The organism is Lysinibacillus sp. NPDC093688 (assembly GCF_050280145.1).
Taxonomy (GTDB): domain Bacteria; phylum Bacillota; class Bacilli; order Bacillales_A; family Planococcaceae; genus Lysinibacillus; species Lysinibacillus xylanilyticus_B.
Genome location: NZ_JBNNUX010000028.1, coordinates 48992 through 63465 on the forward strand (window position 1 = coordinate 48992; position 14474 = coordinate 63465).

At 39.5% G+C, this 14474-nt stretch carries 10 protein-coding genes; 1 reads left to right on the plus strand and 9 read right to left on the minus strand.

Going from position 1 to position 14474, the window contains the following annotated elements; translation table 11 throughout:
- Positions 1–209: 209 nt before the first annotated feature.
- The 7 genes from ACQKN2_RS18835 to ACQKN2_RS18865 all read right to left on the minus strand — a co-directional run bounded on the left by ACQKN2_RS18835 (position 210) and on the right by ACQKN2_RS18865 (position 9943).
- Positions 210–1343 carry a CamS family sex pheromone protein gene (locus ACQKN2_RS18835; RefSeq protein ID WP_427416299.1) on the minus strand — a complete coding sequence of 378 codons (1134 nt, stop codon included), beginning with the start codon at positions 1341–1343 and terminating at the stop codon, positions 210–212.
- Positions 1344–1653: 310 nt separating this feature from the next.
- Complete coding sequence (gene ligA, locus ACQKN2_RS18840) at positions 1654–3660, minus strand: NAD-dependent DNA ligase LigA (protein ID WP_427416300.1); 2007 nt, start codon at positions 3658–3660, stop codon at positions 1654–1656.
- A gap of 14 nt (positions 3661–3674) precedes the next feature.
- The gene (pcrA, locus tag ACQKN2_RS18845; RefSeq protein WP_427416301.1) at positions 3675–5927 is read right to left on the minus strand and encodes a DNA helicase PcrA; all 2253 of its coding nucleotides are present in this window, start codon (positions 5925–5927) and stop codon (positions 3675–3677) included.
- A gap of 32 nt (positions 5928–5959) precedes the next feature.
- Positions 5960–6649: a heptaprenylglyceryl phosphate synthase gene (locus ACQKN2_RS18850; RefSeq protein ID WP_427416302.1), complete on the minus strand. Its 690-nt coding sequence runs from the start codon at positions 6647–6649 to the stop codon at positions 5960–5962.
- Between the two features lie 110 nt (positions 6650–6759).
- Positions 6760–7080 (minus strand): YerC/YecD family TrpR-related protein, encoded by a 321-nt coding sequence (locus tag ACQKN2_RS18855; RefSeq protein WP_004225717.1) that lies wholly within the window; start codon positions 7078–7080, stop codon positions 6760–6762.
- Positions 7081–7095: 15 nt separating this feature from the next.
- Positions 7096–8151 (minus strand): DUF3048 domain-containing protein, encoded by a 1056-nt coding sequence (locus ACQKN2_RS18860; RefSeq protein ID WP_427416303.1) that lies wholly within the window; start codon positions 8149–8151, stop codon positions 7096–7098.
- A 70-nt stretch (positions 8152–8221) separates the two neighbouring features.
- Positions 8222–9943 (minus strand): adenine deaminase C-terminal domain-containing protein, encoded by a 1722-nt coding sequence (locus tag ACQKN2_RS18865; protein WP_427416304.1) that lies wholly within the window; start codon positions 9941–9943, stop codon positions 8222–8224.
- 198 nt (positions 9944–10141) lie between these two features.
- On the opposite strand from ACQKN2_RS18865, the gene ACQKN2_RS18870 reads away from it, so the two are divergent.
- A complete protein-coding gene (locus ACQKN2_RS18870; RefSeq protein WP_427416305.1) occupies positions 10142–10576 on the plus strand; it encodes a hypothetical protein in 435 nt (144 codons plus the stop codon).
- 840 nt (positions 10577–11416) lie between these two features.
- On the opposite strand, the gene purD is transcribed toward ACQKN2_RS18870, so the two are convergent.
- Positions 11417–12673: a phosphoribosylamine--glycine ligase gene (gene purD, locus ACQKN2_RS18875; RefSeq protein ID WP_427416306.1), complete on the minus strand. Its 1257-nt coding sequence runs from the start codon at positions 12671–12673 to the stop codon at positions 11417–11419.
- A gap of 74 nt (positions 12674–12747) precedes the next feature.
- Complete coding sequence (gene purH, locus ACQKN2_RS18880; protein WP_427416307.1) at positions 12748–14274, minus strand: bifunctional phosphoribosylaminoimidazolecarboxamide formyltransferase/IMP cyclohydrolase; 1527 nt, start codon at positions 14272–14274, stop codon at positions 12748–12750.
- Positions 14275–14474 lie beyond the last annotated feature (200 nt).

A 14474-nucleotide genomic window follows, 5' to 3' on the forward strand; every position in this document is an offset into this window, starting at 1 on the left:
CCGTCGCTTTTGCTTTTCTATCCGTCACTTCGACTGGGCTTTCCGTCGCTCTTTTTCTTTCCGTCGTTTCGATCGTTCTTTCCGTCGATACAAGGAGTCTTTCCGTCGCTTTTGCTTTTCTATCCGTCACTTCGACCAGGCTTTCCGTCGCCCTTAATCTCATTTTCCTCCCATAAAAAAAATATAGTCAGCACAAGGCTGACTATATTTTAATAGACATGGACGTATGGTTCCTTTTCGTTGGCATTCTTTACGATTAATGCCTCTGGACCGTTAATTGAGGTGATACTTACTTCAACATTGACGTTATCAAATTGATTGATCAGAACACCTGTTAAATATTGAGTAAAGCCTGTAATTTCAAGCTTGCTAAAGAATTGGATGGGCACTTCAATCGATAGCTTTTGAATTTTTTTGTCTTGGTAAAAGCCTGTTCCTATCACACTAGTATAGTTTGAAAAATATTTATCTACATCTTGTTTAAAATTCTTAAAGTTATTGCTAACATCTCTGTATACATCCTGTGATTCACTCGTTGGGAACAGTACATATTCTTCATCCATAGCTTTCCACTCAGCTACGTCGTTTTGTCCAGCCTTGGCTACGCCATAGTTAAAATACGTTCCTGGAATAATGTCATTGCGCGCTTTTTGTTTAAATAAGCCTACAACAATCGGTACATCTTTCAATTCATCACGGGTTCTTAGGCGAGACACAATTTCTGCGGCCATCTTCTTCCCTTGCTCAATCAGTACTGCCTCCTCAATTGGTTTCTCATAGTATTCCCCATATTTTTCTTTTTGATAGTAATAAATAGAGTTTAAGGCAAGTCCTATCGAAATACCGCCTAATTTTACTTTGTTATCACTAGTTTTTGTTAAATAATTTTGCTCAACAATATGTGCTAAATAGATTGGGGCCTTTGTTGCACGTTCTTCTGGCGACATTGATTCCGTCGTTGGAGGATTTAAACCATCCTTCTTTTGTGAACTACGGGAAAGCCAATTTGTCACTGTGTTTCCAGCTAAATATTGCCCCTCTTGGAAGAAATAGTTTTCTGTGTCAAACTCATTTTGAGAAAGACGCATTAAACCTGTTTCAACTTCCTTCATATCATATTTTGTAAACATATTTGAAACTACTAATCCCCTGCTAGCACTTTCTTTATAAGGTATTAGCGTTCTATAATATGAGTCATCAATTTGTAAGCTTGGAATAATTGTTGTTTCCGCTTTTTCCTGTTGCGTCTCCTGTGTTAGCTCTGTCTCCTTCTTATCAGAAGGCACACAGCCGACTAGCATTGCAGCGGCGACAATTGCTGGAATGAGTCGAAATGACTTCATTATTTTAGTACTCCTTTACTAATGTTCAGATTTTGCTTGACGAATTGTTCATACCTATCTGTGGAAAGGACGGACAATTCATCTTACTTTACTATAATATTTAGATCATCACCATAACGTGTGATTGATTTCCGTTCCGACTGGGCGCTTTGTTGTTGCTGTCGCTACGCTTTCGCACAGAGCAAAGCTTCCTGGGGGCGTCCGATGAGCCCCAAGGAGTCTCCCAGTCGTAACGAAGATCAATTTATATAAGGTATGCATTTTAACAAATGTCATCCTCAACTTTTGATGATGAACCTGATATTTTCCATTATCGAGCGAGGTTAAGTTGCTCAATCAGGCCGTCTTCATTCCAAACTTCAATACCTAACTGCTCGGCTTTTGTTAGTTTAGAACCAGCATCTGCCCCTGCAATGACAAGATCCGTTTTTTTGCTGACACTGCCTGTAACACTACCACCTAACTCTTCTATTTTCGCCTTTGCTTCGTTACGTGTCAATTGCTCAAGTTTACCAGTTAATACGATAGTTTTACCTGCAAAAGGATTATCCCCTACAGCTACCTCTACCTTTTTACCTTTATACGTCATATTGACGCCTGCTTCAGCAAGGCGCCCGATGACTGCACGTGCATCCTCATTTGAAAAATACTCGACAAGTGATGAGGCCATTTTATCGCCAATTTCATGTATCGCTACGAGTTGCTCCTCTGTTGCAGCCATCACCGCTTCCATTGTTCCAAACTCCTCTGAAACAATTTTCGCTGCCTTTTCACCAACATGTCGTATCCCTAATCCAATTAGTAAACGCTCCATCGAATTTTCTTTGGAAGCCTGGATAGCATTGACTAAATTCGCCGCCGATTTTTCTCCCATACGCTCAAGCTCGACAAGCCGTTCCTCTGTTAAGTGATATAAATCAGAGACATCATGAATTAAATCTGCACGTAATAATTGCTCAACGACCTTATCACCAAGACCGTCGATATTCATCGCATTACGCGATACAAAATATTTAATGCTCTCTGCAATTTGCGCAAAACATGCAGGATTTACACAACGTAAGGCCACTTCTCCTTCAATACGAATAAGATCGCTCTCACAAACAGGACAATTTTCAGGCATTACATACGGAACTGAGTCCTCAGGGCGCTGCTCCAGTATTACACCGACAACTTGCGGAATAATATCTCCGGCTTTTCGGATAATGACTGTATCTCCTAGACGAATATCTTTATCTCGAATTAAATCCTCATTGTGTAATGATGCCCGTTGAACCGTCGTACCTGCCACTTGAACAGGCGATAAAATAGCAGTTGGTGTAACAACCCCTGTACGCCCAACCGTTAAATCAATATCAAGTAATGTTGTGACTACTTCCTCAGCAGGGAATTTATAAGCAATTGCCCAACGTGGACTCTTTGCTGTATAACCTAGCTCATCCTGCTGGGCATAGCGATCCACCTTAATGACAATGCCGTCAATTTCATAGGCTAAATTCGGGCGGTTTTCAGTCCATTTCTCGATAAAGGCTAGTACCTCTTCAATTGTTGAGCAGCGTTGACGCTCTTTGTTTGATGGGCAACCTAGTCCCTCTAAATAATCAAGCATCTCTGCATGACCGTCAATACCATATGCCTCGCCATCTCCCCCAATTGCATAAATAAAGGTCGATAGTTGACGACTCGCTGCTATTTTAGGATCTAATTGGCGTAAAGAGCCTGCAGCCGCATTTCTCGGGTTAGCAAATAATTCTTCTCCATTATCAGCACGTAGGGAATTCAAATTTTCAAATGATTTTTTAGGCATATACGCCTCACCACGTACTTCAATTGTAATTGGTTCCTTCAATCGAAGTGGTATTGCTCGAATCGTTTTCAAATTTGCTGTAATATCTTCCCCTACAACACCGTCTCCTCGTGTTGCTCCTTGTACAAAAACGCCGTTTCCGTATTTTAAAGAAATGGCAAGACCATCAATTTTTAGCTCGCAAACATAGGAGAATTTATCACCGATTGCTTGACGCACTTTACGGTCAAATTCACGTAAGTCTTCTTCATTAAAAGCGTTTGATAGACTTAGCATAGGGTAATCGTGAGTCACTTTTTTAAAGCCTTCTACCACTGCTCCACCAACACGCTGTGTCGGTGAATCTGGATAAATGAGTGACGGATTCGCTTCTTCTAATGCAATAAGTTCATGTAATAATTGATCATAAACACTATCTGCTACGACAGGTTTATCCAACACATAATAGGCATGACCGTATTCATGTAACAATTTATTTAATTCAACAACGCGCTGTTCAATTTCGTTCATTTAAGTTCCCCCGGTTACCCTTTTTCAATAGGTGCAAATTGTGCTAGTAATCGCTTAATACCAATAGGCTGTGGAAATGCAATATCTAGCTCTGTACTATCACCCTCACCTTTTACACTAACAACCATACCTGTTCCCCATTTTTTATGGATTGCTTTGTCTCCAGCCTTCCAGCCAAATTGGTCCCCACCAGTTGTTTGTAAACGAGTTGTTGCAGGCTGCGTTTTCTGAATTGCTCCAAGTGTACGTTTTTGATAGCCACCTGTTGAACGATTGCTAGAGGCAAACGGAACTTCAGGCTTCGCACCACCTTTGGAAACCGATTGTGTAATATCCTCCGAAATTTCTCCTAAGAAACGTGAGACATTGTTATAGCTAGAACGACCAAAAATCGTACGACTCTGTGCACTCGTTAAATATAAACGTTCCTCTGCACGAGTTATACCTACGTAGGCTAAACGACGTTCTTCCTCCATTTCATCCATATCATCAAGTGAACGAGAATGTGGGAAGATATTCTCCTCCATTCCAATGATAAAAACGATCGGGAATTCTAAGCCCTTTGCGGCATGCATCGTCATTAAAATAATGTTGCCCTTCGATGTATCATCTTTATCAAGTGCATCAATATCTGCAATTAGCGCTAAATCTGTTAAAAAGGCAACTAAGCTCTTTTCCTCACTGCGCTCCTCGAAAGCCTTTGTTACTGATAAAAATTCTTCAATATTTTCTAAGCGGCTTTCTGCTTCAATCGTCTTTTCGTTTTGTAGCATGGCACGATAACCAGACTTATCAATGACCTGCTCTACAATTTCTGTCACCGATAAATAATCTTGCATCTCTGTAAAACCTTTAATCATCGCATAAAATTGCTCAGCTGAATTAGCAGCTTTCCCTGTAAGCCCCATGAAAACAAGATCATTCATGGCATCAAAAATTGAGCGCTCTTGATCAATCGCATAGCGCGCCATTTTTTCAAAGGAAGTTGCACCTATACTACGCTTTGGCTCATTGATAATACGTGCTAGTGATAAATCATCATCATTGTTGGCAATAAGACGCAAGTAGGCAAGTAAATCCTTAATCTCTTTACGATCATAGAACTTAGTACCACCAACTATTTGATAGGACATATTAGACTTAACAAGCACTTCCTCCATTACACGAGACTGAGCATTTGTACGATAGAGTATCGCAAAGTCATCAAAAGAACGATTTTCTTTTTGAATATGCTGTTGGATTGTTTGTACAACGAATTGTGCTTCCTCTTGCTCGTTATACGCTTTGTACAATACGATTTTTTCACCCTCTGCATTTTCTGTACGCAGTTCCTTTGGATAACGTGTTGTATTATTTTGAATGACGTCATTTGCTGCTTGTAGGATGCGTTTTGTTGAACGATAATTTTGCTCAAGCATAATGACCTTAGCATTTGGATAATCCTTTTCGAATGAAAGAATATTGCCAATGTCTGCACCACGCCAACGATAAATCGATTGGTCTGAATCACCTACAACACAAATATTTTTAAATTTCTTGGCAAGCATCTGAACAAGTAAATATTGAGATTTATTCGTATCTTGATATTCATCTACATGGATATATTGGAATTTATTTTGATAGTATTCAAGCACTTCTGGCACACGCTTGAATAATGTAATAGTTGTCATAATTAAATCATCAAAATCGAGTGATTGATTGCGGCGTAGTCTTTTTTCATAACCTTTATAAACCCGGGCAATCGTTTTTTCGTAAGGATTATTTTCATTGATTTGACCTGCATAATCGTCTGCAGCTATACATTCGTTTTTGGCAGAACTAATCGCATTTAAAATCGCACGCGGTTCAAAACGCTTCGTGTCAATATTTTCATCCTTCATAACATTTTTAACAACTGATAGCTGATCAGTCGAATCTAAAATTGAAAAGTTACGTGATATCCCTAGCTGATCAATATTGCGTCGTAAAATTCGCACACACATGGAGTGGAAGGTCGATACCCACATACTATCGCCAGTTCCGTTACCGAGAATGCCATCTATACGCTCTCGCATTTCACGTGCAGCTTTATTTGTAAATGTGATTGCTAAAATCTTTGACGGATATACCTCTTTTTCAATGATTAGGTATGCAATACGATGTGTCAATACACGTGTTTTCCCTGATCCAGCACCCGCCATAATTAGAAGCGGTCCGTCAGTTGTTTTGACCGCATTTTCCTGCTCAAGGTTCATACCTGCTAATAAGTTTTTCGTTAACTGCTCCATTTCGCACCGCCTTACAAACATTTGTTCTTAAATTATATATTATTTTTAACAGCCTTAACAGTCGCAAGTGCAGCTTTTAAATCTTGGTAAATAATATTACCAACTACTACTGTATCTGCATATTTTGCCATTTCCGCTGCTTGGTTAGCAGATGTAATGCCGCCACCGTAAAACAGTCGAGTATTTTTCAGTTCATTTTTAACAGCACTTACAACCTCAATATCTCCAAAAGTACCGCTATACTCTACATAAAATACAGGTAGTCTAAAGTAATTTTCAGCCATACGTGCGTAAGCAACAACATCATCTATCGATAGATCGGTTTTCGCATTCGTTACTTCCGCTACTTTACAACTCGGATTTAAAATACAATAACCTTCAGCGACTAATTCATCCCATACCATAATATCTCCATATTCTTTAATTGCTTCATGGTGTAGATTTTTAATCCACTTTGGATCATCACTATTTAACACGGTTGGAATGAAATAATAGTCATAACCTGGCGTTACTGAATCAATATTAGAAATTTCAAGCGCTATCGGTACTTCAAAGCGTCTTACACGAACAAGCAAATCTAATACACCATCTAAAGTTACACCGTCTGTTCCGCCAACAATAATAACATCTGTCCCTGATTCACAAATTCTTTCTAGTGCCTCATCTGAAATATCTTTAGCTGGGTCTAGCTTGAACACATGTCTCCATTCTAAATAATCCATCTATTTTACCACCTATCATTTTCTATCTATTTGTTTACAAGTATAGCTTATGACTGTCTACAAAAAAATGAAAAAGACTGAGCAGAACCTCTACCCAGCCTCTTTATCTACTATTCTTTTGGTGCTTGAAATGGCTTTTCATCTGGATACAGACGACCTAACATTTCATCATACGTATCATTCCCATAGTCAAAGCAACGGCGTACACGCGAAATAGTTGCTGTACTTGCTCCTGTTTCCTTTTTAATGGATTCGTAGGTTTTCTTTAAACGTAGTAAATGTGCAACCTCAAAGCGTTGTGCCAGCGATTGAATTTCACTAATCGTACATAAATCATCAAAAAACTTATAGCATTCTTCGATGTCTTTCAGCTCTAACACTGCTTTAAATAATTGATCTGTTTGATGCCCTCGAATTTTTTCGATTTGCATGCAATCTTCCTCCCTTTAAGGCTGCGTTTTCACCATTGCTTTTAATCCTGGTGAGGTTGGTACAAAATGAACCCAAGACTTCCCTGGTACTAGCTTCACAAGTTCCCCAGACTCTTCTACAGCCATTGGTATTCCATCAATATTAGCCCATTTGACTTCTCTCATATAGCCATTTTGAAATACATACGCATTTCCACCAGAAGTTAAATCAATTTCTTGGCGCCCCTCATTATCAATCGTTCGATGTTTCATTTCAAAAAATAGAACATTTGCAATTGATAACGTGTCGCCAGTTAACATATCCTTTGTGTCAACGCCAGCCGATTGTCGTCCATAACGATTACTTTGATGATCATACAAATACGAATTATGGAAATACTCACTATTTCCGTAGTTAATGTCAACTCGACTTGTTTCAATGCCTATTTTACCACGTTCATCGGGTTCATAAAAAGCCTGATTTACTTTTTCACGGTAACTCATTGAAGCGCCCACTTTTTTCGCCCCATTTACGATATTTTCAGACGTAATATACGAGTTGTGTGGAGCAACACGATCTTTTGAGCGTTTAAAAAGTGTGCCATCATATTCCATGCCATTTATATTGTCGACTACATTATTAGAAAGCATCGATTTTGCCTCAGGGCTATAGCCATGTGCTACATAAAATGCATCAAAGCCTTTTGCAAGATCAATAAAATAAGATCGAGCACTACGAACTGGCCCTACAGTTTCTGGTAATTCACTTTGATACACTGCTAATAAACGCGTAACATCGCCTTCAGCTAGCATTTCATAAATAATATCCGCCGCTTCAATTCCTGATTGCGGACGTGCCTTCTGATGATTATTAATTGTAACCATAATTGGGCGTTGCGTAATTTCTTCCTTCACAGCTTCACCTGTTAACGGAGCAACCTCAGCCCCCTCTTGAGCGGGCTCTTCAATAGCTGTTTCTTCATCAACCTTGTTCGTATCGTCTTCCTTTACTTCCGACGAGTTTTTAGAACATCCTCCTATCAACAAAGTACTAAAAGCCATTGCGATAAATAGTTTCTTTGATTTGAACACAAGCATTACTCTCCTTTAATCAATTACATCTAACTGTAATTGTTGTGGCTATACCATAAGGAAGCTTCAACTAACGCATCACTGCTGGTAATAATAACTTATTCTTCATAACATCAAAAATCCCTTTTGGTGTTATCCTGATATATGGTAAATGTGTAGATTGTAAAAATAATAAAGAATAAATTGCGTCTCCTAAGTGGTAACCACGTTCCGCTAATGCTTGTTTTAAGACCTTCTCTTTTTCTGATAGCGCCTTAACATTCCCATCATGTAAAAGACCACCAATAGTTAATGGAATAGATGCAATTACTTCACCCTTTTCAGCAAGTACAATCCCACCACGCATCGCCTTCATTTCTTCAAAAGCTGTAATCATATCATCTTTATTTTTTCCGATTAGCAAAATATCGCCTGTATTCGAATAAGATGAAGCAAAGCCTTGAACACTAGAAGCAAAACCTTTAATCATCGTGTTAACATGCCAATTGCCATCTCTATTAATAAGCATTAAATAACATTCATCGTGATCTGCAAGCTGCCCTTCTCTAGTAATTAATGAATTATATGGTTTGGTAATAACATCATTTACTAACTCAATTCCAAACGGCATCGAGAATTGAAAATCATGAGACGTTAATGAAAAATCTAAGTCAAATGCAGGAAACGCTGAATAATCAATTGCTGCAAGTTTTTGCACTTGCTCTCCATCACGTTTTAACCAAACACCCTTCGATAGAACACTCTCAGGAACTGGGTGCCATTCATCTTGTAAAATATTAAGGGAAGCAAATCGACCAGTTGCGATAAAGCCATGTAAGCTGGTCATATTATAATAGCGTGCCACATTATAAGAAGCCATTTGATAAGCATCGATTGGTGCTACACCTGCATCTAAGGCTACTTGAATACATTTATCCATCACGCCATCGTCATGAAAAGAGGGTGTCGACCCATCTGTTGTCATCATTAAATGATCAAAAATAGGCAGTTCTTTTTCGACGATTCCTTTTAATAGATGTGGTAAGTCTGGACGTATGGAAGAATGACGCAGCGTTACAGCATATCCTTGCATAATACGTCGCTCCACTTCTTCCACTGTCATAGCTTCATGATCACCATCCGCACCAAGTAGCTTCATACGCGCTAAAGTTCGTTCTGATGCACCAGGGAAGTGCCCTTCAATTTTTTTTCCGTAGCCCTTAGCCATTTGCATGCGATAAAGCATTTGGTCATCTCCATGTAACAACCTTGGCCAGCCCGTTAATTCTCCTCCAAGTAAAACGTCATCTCGTTCTAACCACTCTAAAATGGACGTATTAGAAAAAATCTCTTCCTCCTGCTCCATTTCAGTTTGCGAATCAAAACGAGTCCACCAATAAAATGAAAACGGTAGCTTTTTCAAATCATCCAAAATTGAAAACGCTTTCTTATTTTCTAAAGATAAAACGAAGCTTAAATTATCTGAAATAAAAGTTGTAGTGCCTAGCTGTCCACAAAAATCAGCAAAAGATTGTGGATGGTATAACTGGAACGGATGAACATGTGGCTCAATATATCCTGGTACAATTGTTTTATTCGTACAATCGACCACCTCTGTCCCCTCTAATAACGGAGGCATTCTATCACCAGCATAAACAATACGATCTCCTAAAATCCAAATGTTCCCTACGACCCATTGTTTGAGCATGCTATGTAAATAACGCGCATTTTTCAATACAATATCAGGTGCTTTTTTACCATCAATTACAGCTAATTGTTGGCGTAATTCTGTAATTTTCCATACTGGATCCATTCTATCTGCTCCTTCCTAAATTACGTAAAATTTCATTGTGTAAATCCTACTTGAATTCACATACTACTACTGCATAAACGCTTTCTTTCGTAAATTTAGTGCTTTATGTAATCATCTTGTTTCAATCGTAACACAGCACTTTCATAAAGCAAAGTGCCCCCGCTTTATTTTTTCCACAACGACTAAAGGAGGAAAATGATGATGCAGGAAACGAATTTAAGCGAAAAAAATGCATTTTGTCGCTTTGCCATGGGTACAAGTTTAACGGCATTTGGTATCGCTAAGGTCTCAAGAAATCCTAACTGTACGGCAGGTCGATTGATGATTGCTTTTGGTGCCATGAAAATGGCTGAGGGTATCTTTAAGTATTGCCCTACTAAAGCTTTACTGAGCTCAAGTATGGAGGGTGCTATGAACACTGGCAACAACTCTTCTATGCAAAGTATGCTCAGTGGCCAAAATTCTATGTCATCTGAACAAATCGATAAACTCATGAAGGATTTCTCCTCCGTAATAACTGGAAATATGTCAGGATCAAACGCAACTGCGTCAAAGCAATCTGACTCCAGCACTTCCAATCAAAATTCCTCGGGAAGTAAAAGTTCCACAAATAATGCACAAAATCCTTCTTAGTCAAAGGAGCCGTCTCAACTGTATTGTTGAGACGGCTTTCACCCTTGTAAATCATACGTTTGAAAACAATAAGAAGTTTCACAGTATGACTAAAATATTTAATTAAGGTTAATCATTTTCATTATTTCAAAGGCTCTGATTTCCGCTACGGGCTACTCGCTTTCTTGCGGGCGAGCGTCGAGCCGCTTCCTCCGCTAAAGGAACGAAGGCTAAATGCGTCACGTCCTGTGACAATGCCTTCGTGACCAACATCATGTTGGCCTCAGGGTCTCGTCTGTCTCGCTTTCCCGCGGGAGTCGAGTAGCCCTACGCTACAATCAGTTGAAAATGGAAATATATTTGGCAAAATAGCAATAAAAAAATCCTTTTATCGCAATAATAAACCTATTTTTCCCTAACCAACACGCCTAAAGAAGTTTCTCAACACGATTAAAACATTTAATTAAAGTGCGTTATTTATTTGCCCGCAACCTAACCAAGCTTCTTCTAATTAGGATTTATACTAAAAGTTTGGGACGACATTTATTAAAACATTTGCTATGTAAATAAGTTGATTGGAGTGGAGACTGGGCGACTCCTTCGTGACCAACATCATGTTGGCCCAAGACCCTGGAGCAAGCAACGCGAGTGAAGCGGCTCATCGGACGCCCCCAGGAAGCTTTGCTCTGCGCGAAAGCGAAGCGTCAGCAAATGTTTTATCTGTGCGAAAGCGTAGCGACAGCAACAACAAAGCGCCCAGTCGGAACGGAAATCAACCCCACGCTATGGTTATAAACTTAAGCAAAATGTAAACAAAATATCCCTTTATCGGGCAATTATAAATCTATAATTACTCAACTACTACTTAAACGTACGCCAGCCGATATCTTTACGGTAGAAGAAATTGTCCCATTTTTCTGTTGCAATGCCTGCGTATACTTTTTCTTGTGCCTCTTTTAAAGTTGAGGCTTTTGCTCCAACTAATAAAACTCGGCCACCATTCCCTACAAACTTTTCATCTACAAGCTTTGTACCTGCATGGAATACCGCGTGTGAATCTGATAGAGCCTCTAGGTTAGGTAATGCATGTCCTTTTTCAACGTCCCCTGGATAGCCTTCAGCGGCAATTACTACGCCTAGCATTGCTTCTTCAGACCATTGCAAATCAAATGGCTTCTCATCCATCAATGTTGTCATAAATGCACCAAAATCAGATGCCATACGTGGTAAAACTACTTGTGTTTCTGGATCACCAAAGCGTGCATTAAACTCAATCACTTTTGGACCATTTTTCGTTAAAATCAATCCTGCATATAAAATTCCTGTAAACGATACACCATCTGCCTCCATACCTTTCACGGTCGGTTCGACAATTGTCTTGTACGCTTCATCCACTACGTCTTTTGAAATTTGAGGTACTGGGGAATAGGCTCCCATACCACCTGTGTTCGGTCCTTTATCGCCATCATAAGCACGTTTATGATCTTGAGCAATGACCATTGGATAAATCTGACCTTTATGGACAAATGACATAAAGGAGAATTCTTCTCCTTCTAGGAATTCTTCAATGACAACACGTGAAGATGATTCACCAAAACGTTGGTTCCCAATCATATCCTGTACAGCTTCAATTGCTTCATCTTCAGTCATTGCTACAACTACACCTTTACCAGCTGCCAATCCATCTGCTTTGATAACGATTGGTGCACCTTGCTCTTTAATATAGGCGATAGCCTTATCTGCTTCAGTGAACGTTTCATGGGCTGCTGTTGGGATATGATATTTATTCATAATATCCTTAGCGTATGATTTACTGCTTTCGATTTGTGCTGCTGCCTTTGTTGGACCAAATACTCGTAAACCACGAGTATTAAAGAAATCCACGATTCCTTCAGCAAGTGGTTGCTCAGGACCAACAAAAGTTAAATCTACTGCATTTTCTTTCGCAAATTGTGCTAGACCTGCAAAATCCATTGTATCAATAGCAACGATCTCTGCATCGCCTCTCATACCGTCATTACCAGGTGCTACAAATACTTTATTGACAGATGGTGAAACACTAAATTGTTTGGCGATAGCATGCTCACGACCGCCGCTTCCAATGACTAATACTTTCATTTTAGGGAATCCTCCTATTTGTAAGTAAGACCGAGATGAACCAACATCTCGGTCTAGTTTTTAACGTGTTTTAATTAGTGTTTGAAATGACGTACGCCAGTGAATACCATTGCAATGCCGTATTCATTTGCTTTATCGATTGAATCCTGATCTTTTATAGAGCCGCCTGGTTGAATAATGGCTGTAATACCAGCCGCTGCAGCTGCTTCTACAGTATCGCTCATTGGGAAGAATGCATCTGATGCTAGCGCTGCACCTTTTGCTTTTTCGCCAGCTTGCTCAAATGCGATTTTAGCTGCTCCAACACGGTTCATTTGACCAGCGCCAACACCAAGTGTCATTTGAGAATCTGTAACGATGATAGCATTAGATTTAACGTGCTTCACAACTGCCCAGCCAAGTTGTAATGCTTCCCATTCTTGTGCTGTCGGTTCACGGTCTGTGACGACTTTAATATCTGCATTAGAAAAACCGTAGCGATCTGGTTCTTGTACAAGAAGACCACCTTCAACCGATACAACATTGAATTTATCTTGTTTTGCTTGACCGAAAGGAATTGTTAATAAACGAATATTTTTCTTCTTCGTTAAAATATCAAGAGCTTCTTGGGAGAAAGCTGGTGCAATAATAATTTCTAAAAATATATGACTTAATTTTTCAGCAGTTGCTGCATCAACTTCCATATTTAAAGCAATAATGCCACCAAAAATAGACGTTGAATCTGCTTCATATGCTTTATCAAACGCTTCTTCTAATGTTGCGCCAGTTCCAACACCACAAGGATTCATGTGCTTTACAGCTACTGCTGCAGGCATTTCAAACTCTTTAACAATTTGCAATGCTGCATTCCCGTCCTGAATATTGTTGTATGATAATTCTTTACCATGCAATTGCGTAGCATAAGCTAATGAAAAATCAGAGCCTAGACGCTTTTGATAGAATGCCGCTTTTTGATGAGGATTTTCACCATAGCGTAAGTTTTGTTTTAATTCATATGTCATTGTTAAGCTCTCTGGGAACTCTTCTTCTGTTAAGTGGTTTGATATATATGAATCATAAGCGGCTGTGTGACGGAAAACTTTTGCAGCTAACTTACGACGTGTTTCGATAGTCGTTGCACCATTAGCTTTTAGTTCCTCTAATACGTTCGCATAGTCATTGCTATCCACAATTACTGTTACATATTGATGGTTTTTTGCTGCAGAACGTAACATTGTTGGACCACCGATGTCGATATTTTCGATCGCATCATCCCATGTTACATTAGGCTTTGAAATTGTTTCAACAAACGGGTAAAGATTGACACAAACAATCTCAATTGGCTCAATTCCATGCTCATTCATTTGTGCTTGATGAGAGGCATCGTCAAACTTTCCTAATAGTCCACCGTGAATCATTGGATTTAAAGTTTTTACACGACCATCTAAAATTTCAGGGAATTTAGTTACTTCATCTACTGCTGTTACGGCAACATTATTGTCTTGTAACATTTTTTTCGTACCACCAGTTGATAAAATTTCATAACCTAATGCTACTAGTTCTTTTGCAAATTCTAAAATACCATCTTTATTGGAAACACTGATTAATGCACGTTTAGTCACAACGAAATCCTCCTAATTTTTAGGATCATCACCAAAACGTGTGGTTGATTTCCGTTCCGGCTGGGCGCTTTGCCGCTGACGCTTCGCTTTCGCGCAGAGCAGAGCTTCCTGGGGGCGTCCGATGAGCCGCTTCACTCGCGATGCTCGCTCCAGGGTCTCGGGCCAACACGATGTTGGTCACGAAGGCGTTATCACAGGAT